We start from the raw sequence: 8,890 nt of genomic DNA, 5'->3' as shown, positions 1-8,890 counted from the left end.
TAGCTAAAAAAGATCCTTAGAAAATAATTTGTCTTGGTGAATAGTTACCCTGATTTAAACTTATCGAAGGTTTATGTATTAAGCACATCAGGCACCTGTTCGGCATCAGAAGCTTTTATTAATGGTTTAAAAGGTATAGACGCAGAAGTTATTTTAATTGGCGACACAACCTGCGGTAAGCCCTATGGCTTTACCCCAACTCATAACTGCGCAACAACCTATTACACTATTCAATTTAGTGGGGTAAATAGCAAAGGATTTGGCGAATACGCTGCGGGTTTTACACCAACCCCTACGCCACAATTTGATGCTGATGTTCAAGGTTGTGAAATTGAGGACGACTTTGATCATCAGTTAGGCGACAGTGACGAGGCCGTTTTAGCCACCGCATTGTTTCATGTTGAAAATGGCAGTTGTCCAATTAGAACGGCTGCTGCAAAAGCAGAGCCAGCTAATTTTTCAAGCTCTCGTGAATCTCTCATTCCTTTAAATATGCCGGTACAATTTACCCAGCGTAATATGGACTTAACTTGGCCAACACTGAGTGAGGAAAGGTAATGGCTAAATTATTACTCCCATTAGCTACCTTATTCGCTTTGGGTGGATGCCAAAGTGTAAATAGTGAGCCCGCTAAACCCGCTATATTAACGAGCGTTAATCCTAGCGTTATTACAACACTACAACAGGCAATTCAACAAGCTAAGGGAGGCGCATTAGTAACACTTTCCGATTCCGTATTTACTAAACGTAGCGAACTGCTAATTGATCATGCAATGAGTAAAGGGTCTGATGGCAGAGTAATTATGGGCGCGCATAATATAAAATCTGAAAAGTTTATTTTGCAGCTACGTAATAACCAATGCGAGCTTTACTATCCTAAAAAAGAGCTTACTACAGTACTTGAAGGTGTGACCTGTAAAGAGTTATAAGGCACTTTAAAGTTTATAAAAAAGGCGTGCAGCACATCGCTGTACGCCTTTTTCTATTTTAAAGCGTTATTACAAGTCTTGATGCGGACCAAACACTTCATAATGAATCTGCTCGTTTTTAACACCTAGTTCAAGTAACTGGTTTTTTATAAATGCCATAAAACCGGCAGGACCACATAAGTAAAAGTCGCCATTACTCAATGGTAGCTGTGCTTGTACTGCATTTAGGTTCATTAACCCAGTAAAGTCAGCGCCCTCTGCCGCTTGGTTAAACCACGTTATTGTTTTCAAGCGGTTATTCTGCGCTGTTAGATCATATAAATATTTTGAAAACGAATGTTGCTGAGTATTTTCGCAAGCATGTAAATACATAATCTCTTGATTAGAGTTGTCACTTAATAGCGTTTCAAGCATAGCCAGCATTGGCGTTTGCCCAACACCTGCTGAAATGAGTACCGCTGGGTTTGTGTTATTGCGTAAAAAGAAGTCTCCTGCCGGCGGGTATAGCTCAACAATAGTGCCTTGCTCTAATGAGTGTAGATAATTAGACACCATGCCAGGCTTTGGCTGTAGCTCTTTTTTAACACTAATACGGTAGTTTTTAGCGTTACTTTTTTGTGAAATAGAATACTGGCGAATTTCTTCATATTCAGCGCCCTCTGGCTTAACTTTAATACCTAAATACTGCCCTGGTTTATGTGTAATAACAGCTTCGCCATCAACTGGCGTAAGTGTAAAACTCGTTACTAGTTCTGATTCGGCCTGTTTGTTGGTTATTTCAAATTGGCGAGTTCCCGCCCAACCACCGTGTTTATTTTTACTGTGCTCATACAAAGCAGCTTCTTCGGTTATACAAATATCAGCAAGTACGCCGTAAGCTTCGCGCCAAGCGTATTCAACATCGGGAGTAAATTGCTCAGGAAGAAGCTCTTTAAGCGTACCAATTAAGTGTGCACCTACAATAGGGTAATGCTCAGGTAAAATATTCAAGCTTGTATGCTTATGATTAATACGTGTTAGCGCTTCTTTTAATACAGCTAAATTATCAATATTTTGTGCATACGCAGCCAATGCATTAAAAAGTGCAAATTGCTGACGACCTGTATCTTGGTTCGCCATATTAAAAATATTTTTAAGCTCAGGATTATGACTAAATAAACGCTTATAAAAATGATTGGTAACAACCGTACCCGCCTGCGCTAATAACGGAACAGTACTTTTTACGATCTCAATGGTTTTATCAGATAACATATGTATTTCCTATGGATGAACTAACCACGACGCCCATCAACACGACGCCGCGTTAATATAGGTGTGCAGTGAATTAAAAATAATAAAAAAGCCACTAACCACAGCAAAGCACTTATTTGCCAAGCAAGGTGAGGCCCAATAATAAAAGGGAGCAATGAACGAGTAATAGCGGCTACTAACACAAGTGCAAAAGCAACAGCCATGTAATGAGGAATAGCGAGTGTACGCCCTGTATGACCATGCGATACACGCGTCATCATTGCTAAAATCATCATACCTATTGTGCCAATAGTGATTAGGTGCAGCGCATCTTTAAATTGTATTGCACTGCTATAAAAGCTAAATGCAACCATCATTAACCCTACGCCTAACGTAAGGTACGAAAAATGCAAAGACCATAACAAAGGTATTCTCAATACCTTGCTATCCCACCAAAAACCAGCCCTAAGTAGGTGAAGCGCAGCAACAGTTGCAACAACTAACGCAGGATTAATCGTGTTCAAAAACAACTTGTTGATGAAAAATAAAGTGATAGCCACAATAGATAAATACATCACCGCTTTATCTATTTTAGGAGTGCGTACTTGCTCGGTTAAACCCAGACCTTTAGCGGTAAAAAATGGTAAAACGCGACCCGCAACAATGCCAACTAGTAAAGTAATAACCAGTACTGCGGTATCAACCACACCAAGTGCAAGCTGCATGTTTTGCTGTAAAATAAGTATTAAATACAATACATTGAGTCCACAAAGCACAGCTAAAATAGCTAAAAACGGATAGTTACTTTTGCTATTGGCTTTTAATAACATATTAGCCAACGCGGTTATGGCACCTAGCCACCAAATAACTTGTAATGTAAGTGCAGCATATAAATTAAAATGAGCAATATCAGGCAGTACTACAAAAAATGCTAAGCGTGCTGCAAGCCATATAAACGTAAGCCACATAAGTGCTTTGCCATTTATGCTCGGTACGCCTGTCCATGTTTGTGCAGCGGTAAGTAAAAAGCCAACAGCTACAACTCCTGCAAAGCCAAACAGCATTTCGTGCGCGTGCCATAATGTCGCAGGTATCGATAAGTGCCAACTTGCATGGCCTGTTAAAATAAGTAGCCAATACCCCACTGACAAAAATGCCAATAAGCCACCGCCTAAAAAGAAAGGTCTAAAAGCGAGCATCCATAATGGCCATTGAGATACTTGATGAATAGCAACGCGTGCTGGCATTGGCTCTGTTAAGTTTATAGGGCGCATTATTTTATTTCCTTCCCTACACCATACTGAGCAAAAAAGTATTCAGCGCACGCTAGTGCCTCATGCAGTGAACTAAACTGTGTTTGATTATTTAAATTATTCAGCATTAGTGTGTTCATGGCGATCTCTGTAACTAACTACGTTACTTAGCTATTACACATACTGTGCCAACAAGTTTATTCGTTTAAATTCAATGCGTTAAATAAAATCACTTTACACTATGAGTCTTTATGACCTACTATAAATTAACTCATAAAAACACAAATAGGTCATTTTGACGTGAACCAGCAATTCAACCTTACACAAGTTGCTCTAGAGCTTGCTCAAAGTACACTACACGAGCATAGCTTTGATCAATTACTAGCAACGGTTGAGCGGGTTATTCCTAGTGATGCAAGTGCGTTATTAGTGCTTCAGGGCGAACAATTAAAACCACTGGCAATTAAAGGATTAATGCCCGACAGTTTAGGCAGACGATTTAAAATAGTAGAACACCCTCGCCTAGAAGCTATTTGCAAAAGCACACTCGCGCTTCAATTTGCGCACGACTGCCCATTACCCGATCCATACGACGGATTACTATTAGCTAAAACCGGCGACATACCGGTACATGCATGTTTAGGTTTACCTCTTTATGATAAAAACGCGCTACTTGGCGTACTTACGTTCGATAGCCTTAACGCCAATGCATTTAACAGCATAAGCGCTGATACACTCGATACCCTACAAACGCTGTGTAGTGCGCACTTTAAAACAGCTTTAGAGCTTGCCCATTACAAACAGCATGCACAGCACTCAAGTGCATTAGTACAAGAACTAAATCGTGAAGCGTTAACACGGGACGGCGGTGAAATTATTGGTCAAAGTCCGCTAATGCAAACACTTAAAAACGAAATTAAACTCGTTGCAGCATCTAACTTTAGCGTGCTGATATTAGGTGAAACAGGGGTAGGAAAAGAACTTGTTGCGCGTAATATTCACTTAAATTCAGCTCGAAAAGATCAACCGCTTATTCACTTAAATTGTGCATCGCTTCCCGAAAGCCTTGCTGAAAGTGAATTTTTTGGTCATGCGAAAGGGGCTTTTACAGGCGCACAAAATTCGCGCCAAGGTAAATTTCAATTAGCTGATGGCGGCACGTTATTTTTAGATGAAATTGGCGAACTGCCCCTGGCCATGCAAAGTAAACTATTACGAGTGCTACAAAGTGGCGAAATACAAACGGTAGGAGAAGACACGCCAAAGTACGTAGATGTACGCGTCGTTGCTGCAACCAACAGAAATTTAAAAGAAGAAGTAGCTCAAGGTCGCTTTAGAGCCGATTTATACCATCGCCTCAGTGTCTACCCTATTACTGTGCCACCACTTAGTAAACGCGAGCACGACATAACACTCTTAGCTGGTTATTTTATTGAGCAAACAGCCCGTAAATTAGGGATAAAACAATTAAAACTAAGCCCCGAAGCGCAAGCATTGCTTAATCAGTACAACTGGCCAGGTAACGTTCGCGAGCTTGAACATGTCATTAGCCGCAGCGCCCTAAAAGCAAAACAAAGCCAATGGCAAAATCCAATAATAACCATTACAAGCGAGCACTGTGATTTAACACCGAGTGCGCTGCAACCCCCTATAGCAGAGAGCCGAAGTACAGCGAACGCCTTAATCAACCAACCTTTAAAACAAGCTGTAGAATCGTTGCAATACAACATAATTACCGAGCAATTAAAACAGCATAACTACAACTGGTCGGCAGCAGCAAGAGTACTTGAATTAGATAGAGCAAACTTAGTACGCTTGGCTAAACGCCTAGGAATAGAAGTAAAAAAAATACTATAATCATTTAAAATACAGCTAAAACTATTGATTAGCAGCTAACTTACTAAAGTGTGTTTTTAACAACCCTGCAAAAGCTTGTACTTTAGCAGTACGATGCACTAAGTGATGCGTGACTAACCATACATCGGTAGGCCAGCTTAACTGACTGTGCAATATAGGCACTAAATCAGGATATTGCGCCGCTACGTCATGTTGTAACCCGCCAATGCCTAACCCTTTAATGATTGCACGAGTCGCTTCTGCAGTTTCAGATACTCGCAGCTTTATTTGCGATGCAGGAATGTGCTCATCAGCCCATGCAAAATAAGGCACGCGGGCATTAAAACCAGCCACGCCCGATACAAAGTTATGTTGTTGTAAATCAATTAATAATTTAGGCATACCGTATTTATTAATGTAACGTTTATTAGCGTATAAACCCGATGAAAGCTGCGCCAAATGCTGAGCAATATAATCGCCTTCATCAGGTCTTGGGCCTGCACGCACTGCAATATGTGCTTGTCCGTGATCGAGCCTTAGCCTTTTTTGTTCTAAAATAACCTCAAGCTGCACTTGTGGATGTAGCGCCTGAAATTGCTCACATACATCACCAAGGACATCCATGAAGCCACTTACCGTCGTTAGCAACAAACTACCTCTAAGGGTGCTATCGGCCGCTACTATATCGTTATGTAACTGCTCTAAGGAGCTATGGATTGTTTGTGCTGTTGCAAATAACTTGGTGCCAATTTCAGTAACCTTGTAGCCACGAGCATGGCGATGAAAAAGCCGTGCATTTAAGTTTTTTTCAAGATTATTAATTCGCCTAAGCACTGTGCTGTGGTGCACATTAAGCTCCTCGGCCGCTGCTGTTAGCGTGCCTAACCGTGCCACTTCAAACGCAACTTTAACGTCTTGCCAATCTTCAAATTTTATCGCCATGCTGCCTACCTTTTACTTATGTGCATATACGCACACAAGTGTTGCGTTTATTAGGGTTTTCTACAAGTGAAATTTTGCTACATTAGTCATGTAACTTAAAACATTAAAAGGCCACTACCATGTCAGCACCAAAAATTATCGCCCTAGCAGGAAGCCTTCGCCAAGAAAGCTTTAATCAAAAAATTATTAATGAGGCAGCACGCTTTGCTCTACAAACAGGTGCTGAAGTAGAAGTAATAAAACTAAACGAATTAAACATCCCACTATTTAACGAAGATATTGAAGCGCAAGGTACACCAAGCGATGTACAGCTTTTAAAAGATAAGCTACGTAAAGCCGACGGTATTTTACTAGCAAGCCCAGAGTACAACGGCTCTATTACCGCAGCACTAAAAAATGCGATTGATTGGGCATCGCGCACAGAACAAGGTGCTGTTCCTGCTTTTCGTAATAAAGTGGTTGCTTTGTTTGCAGCATCGCCTGGTGGGCTTGGCGGCTTACGCGGTTTAAATCATGTGCGTGATATATTAAGCGGCATTGGATCGTTAGTACTTGCCGATCAACTTGCAGTACCCGCTGTGCACACATTGTTTAATGAAAATGGGCAAATAAATGAACCTGTAACGGCTGAAAAAGTATCAGCCCTCGCTCATCAGTTAGTAAGCGTTGCAAGTAAGTTAAAATAACTTGCACGCACGCCTACTTACTTTGTCGCTGCTATTTTGGCGGCGATAAAGTCGGTATGCGTTACATATAAAAGCCCTGCTACTTTACGTATAACGTAGTCTTCTTGGGGATCTATTTCTCCATCGGCATACGCTAAGCGCCATAATAACTCTATTATTTCTATTCGCTGCGCCGCGCTACAATGCTCATTAATCTGCTTTGAAAACTGAAAGTAATCTATCGAATCATCTAAGCTACTTGCCGCATTATTAGTAAGCTCATTAACCTCAGTGTCTGTTAAATTAAAGTACTTTTTTAAGGTTACAGTCAGGGTTCGTTGTTCATCATGTTCAAGCTTGGTATCTGCGCGCATAACTTCAATTAATAATGCAGCAACCGCTGTTTTTAAATCGTGCTCTTGCATACTTGGCTGCTGTTCATCGAATACAGCAAAAAGTTGTTTTATTTGTTTGAACATCACACTTTCCCTTTTTGGGTGTTAGACTAATACGTAAAGAAATCGACCTTATTACTCTTATTAATGGGTATAAAGTTCGCAAATTAAAGGATACATTTTATGAAAGGAATAAACACACCACGCTTATTTATAGGCGCTACGCTGGTGGCCCTTTCGAGTGCAAATACTGCACTTGCTGAAAAAGCCGAAACCGAGAAGCTCTACGACTTTGATAACAAAGTACATTACTACCAAACACAAATTGGCGAAGACAACTATAAAATAGAAATCCAGTCAGACGATTACAAACACTTTACCAATCAAAGTGTATTTTTGTTACGTCATGCTGACCGTCTATGCCGCGGCAATACCTTTATGTTGAAAGTACTTGAAGGCGTGCAAGAGTACGAACGCTTTCCAACAAAACCACGCGCTTTCCAACCAGATTTAAGTGTTTTACTCCAATGCGAAACTAAAGAAAATACAAGTAAGGGTAAGTAACCTTAGTCTTTATAACCCCAAGGTGCTGATGGTGGAGTAATCGGTTTAGTTAAATCAAAATCCACCTTAAACTCACGTCCTTGGCGAATTAATCGATAAGTAAATACTTCTGGGTAAATATACATTTGCCATGTATTACCTACAGACTGCGCAAGACCTTGTTTTACAAATAACTCTTTAGAGTATTGGTCTGCTGGAAACGACTGTATCTGCGCAGACCCTGCATCAAGCGTATGGCCACCATACATAGTTGATGCGTCGTCTGTTCCATCTTTATGACGATGATCGTGCTTTAAACTCAAGCCGCTACCCGTTTTAGTTATGATCCACGTACGTGATGCATCGTCTCCTACATGAAACGGTACTTGTAACTCAGTCTCACTACATTTACGTACATGCATAACCAGTTTTTTATCTGTAAATGAGCTTGGGCCTTTCGCGTTATCTACCGCTACTTCACCTTCAAAAGCTTTACCGCAATGCGCTGCAATACTATTAAAAAAGGCATCATGAGTAGGAATAGACACTAACGGTGCAGGGCGTGCAAAAGCTGTCGATGAAGCAACTATTAAAGTTGCTGCAGTTAATAATTTCATTTGTTTCTCGTTATAATTATTTTAAAACACCTGTAATAGTACAGTTTTCTTAAGTACTTTATTAGAAGTATCTATATAAAAATGAGAGCGGGACAGCTAGATAAAATTTTAAGTAATGATTAACGACTAAATATCTCTGTACTCATTAACAATCCTACTTTTATAAATATTAATTACACACTCCTAGATGTGATTTTAACGTCGGGAGTCGCTGCGCTCGCCCGACCTACCTGATGGATGTTGCTGTGAGTGTGTGTTAACTACGCACATTTCACTTTTCTGCAGACGTAAAAAAGCCCGACTATTTCTAGTCAGGTTCTCTACAATTTGAGGTCTGTACGCTACGCAGTAGGATGTCGTAGTGCCCACGGCGGTGGAGAGCCACAGTGAAATGCTACACTCTCTTTGTGTCGGGAGTCGCTACGCTCGCCCGACCTACGTGGTAGGTGATGGGTATTGATGTGAGTGCCTATTAATGGT

The 8,890-nt window shown here is 40.7% G+C and carries 9 protein-coding genes and 1 pseudogene; 5 read left to right on the top strand and 5 right to left on the bottom strand.

Annotated features, from left to right (window positions below; genetic code table 11):
- Window positions 1-48 precede the first annotated feature (48 nt).
- A pseudogene (locus GQR53_RS19830) lies at window positions 49-558 on the top strand (peptidase); the annotation flags it as partial.
- Entirely contained in the window at window positions 558-929 is a 372-nt protein-coding gene (locus GQR53_RS19825) for a hypothetical protein (RefSeq protein ID WP_138489796.1), read from the top strand. The pseudogene GQR53_RS19830 and the gene GQR53_RS19825, both read left to right, overlap by 1 nt.
- A gap of 69 nt (window positions 930-998) precedes the next feature.
- Here GQR53_RS19825 and hmpA read toward each other — a convergent pair whose 3' ends face one another.
- A complete protein-coding gene (gene hmpA, locus GQR53_RS19820) occupies window positions 999-2,180 on the bottom strand; it encodes an NO-inducible flavohemoprotein (protein ID WP_165745008.1) in 1,182 nt (393 codons plus the stop codon).
- A gap of 20 nt (window positions 2,181-2,200) precedes the next feature.
- Window positions 2,201-3,433: an NnrS family protein gene (locus tag GQR53_RS19815; RefSeq protein ID WP_165745007.1), complete on the bottom strand. Its 1,233-nt coding sequence runs from the start codon at window positions 3,431-3,433 to the stop codon at window positions 2,201-2,203.
- Between the two features lie 279 nt (window positions 3,434-3,712).
- Between GQR53_RS19815 and norR the strand changes: the two genes are divergently transcribed.
- On the top strand, window positions 3,713-5,269 hold the full coding sequence (gene norR, locus GQR53_RS19810; RefSeq protein WP_165745006.1) for a nitric oxide reductase transcriptional regulator NorR: 1,557 nt from the start codon (window positions 3,713-3,715) through the stop codon (window positions 5,267-5,269).
- Window positions 5,270-5,290: 21 nt separating this feature from the next.
- On the opposite strand, the gene GQR53_RS19805 is transcribed toward norR, so the two are convergent.
- Entirely contained in the window at window positions 5,291-6,190 is a 900-nt protein-coding gene (locus GQR53_RS19805) for a LysR family transcriptional regulator (RefSeq protein WP_024605005.1), read from the bottom strand.
- A 119-nt stretch (window positions 6,191-6,309) separates the two neighbouring features.
- Here GQR53_RS19805 and GQR53_RS19800 point away from each other — a divergent pair, with 119 nt between their 5' ends.
- Window positions 6,310-6,876: an NAD(P)H-dependent oxidoreductase gene (locus GQR53_RS19800; RefSeq protein WP_165745005.1), complete on the top strand. Its 567-nt coding sequence runs from the start codon at window positions 6,310-6,312 to the stop codon at window positions 6,874-6,876.
- Window positions 6,877-6,893: 17 nt separating this feature from the next.
- On the opposite strand, the gene GQR53_RS19795 is transcribed toward GQR53_RS19800, so the two are convergent.
- Window positions 6,894-7,334 (bottom strand): TerB family tellurite resistance protein, encoded by a 441-nt coding sequence (locus GQR53_RS19795; protein ID WP_002959645.1) that lies wholly within the window; start codon window positions 7,332-7,334, stop codon window positions 6,894-6,896.
- Between the two features lie 99 nt (window positions 7,335-7,433).
- Here GQR53_RS19795 and GQR53_RS19790 point away from each other — a divergent pair, with 99 nt between their 5' ends.
- Entirely contained in the window at window positions 7,434-7,814 is a 381-nt protein-coding gene (locus tag GQR53_RS19790; protein WP_165745004.1) for a hypothetical protein, read from the top strand.
- Between the two features lie 2 nt (window positions 7,815-7,816).
- On the opposite strand, the gene GQR53_RS19785 is transcribed toward GQR53_RS19790, so the two are convergent.
- On the bottom strand, window positions 7,817-8,410 hold the full coding sequence (locus GQR53_RS19785; RefSeq protein WP_024594707.1) for a hypothetical protein: 594 nt from the start codon (window positions 8,408-8,410) through the stop codon (window positions 7,817-7,819).
- Between the last annotated feature and the right edge of the window lie 480 nt (window positions 8,411-8,890).

It is taken from the genome of Pseudoalteromonas sp. Z9A6, assembly GCF_011378805.1.
Lineage (GTDB): Bacteria > Pseudomonadota > Gammaproteobacteria > Enterobacterales > Alteromonadaceae > Pseudoalteromonas > Pseudoalteromonas distincta.
Note: the sequence above shows the minus strand (reverse complement) of the source record. Positions and strands in the feature narration are given on the sequence as shown.

Coding starts and splice junctions, on each gene's coding strand:
- GQR53_RS19825 (WP_138489796.1), top strand. CDS start 558: ATGGCTAAATTATTACTCCCATTAGCTACCTTATTCGCTTTGGGTGGA.
- hmpA (WP_165745008.1), bottom strand. CDS start 2,180: ATGTTATCTGATAAAACCATTGAGATCGTAAAAAGTACTGTTCCGTTA.
- GQR53_RS19815 (WP_165745007.1), bottom strand. CDS start 3,433: ATGCGCCCTATAAACTTAACAGAGCCAATGCCAGCACGCGTTGCTATT.
- GQR53_RS19805 (WP_024605005.1), bottom strand. CDS start 6,190: ATGGCGATAAAATTTGAAGATTGGCAAGACGTTAAAGTTGCGTTTGAA.
- GQR53_RS19800 (WP_165745005.1), top strand. CDS start 6,310: ATGTCAGCACCAAAAATTATCGCCCTAGCAGGAAGCCTTCGCCAAGAA.
- GQR53_RS19795 (WP_002959645.1), bottom strand. CDS start 7,334: ATGTTCAAACAAATAAAACAACTTTTTGCTGTATTCGATGAACAGCAG.
- GQR53_RS19790 (WP_165745004.1), top strand. CDS start 7,434: ATGAAAGGAATAAACACACCACGCTTATTTATAGGCGCTACGCTGGTG.
- GQR53_RS19785 (WP_024594707.1), bottom strand. CDS start 8,410: ATGAAATTATTAACTGCAGCAACTTTAATAGTTGCTTCATCGACAGCT.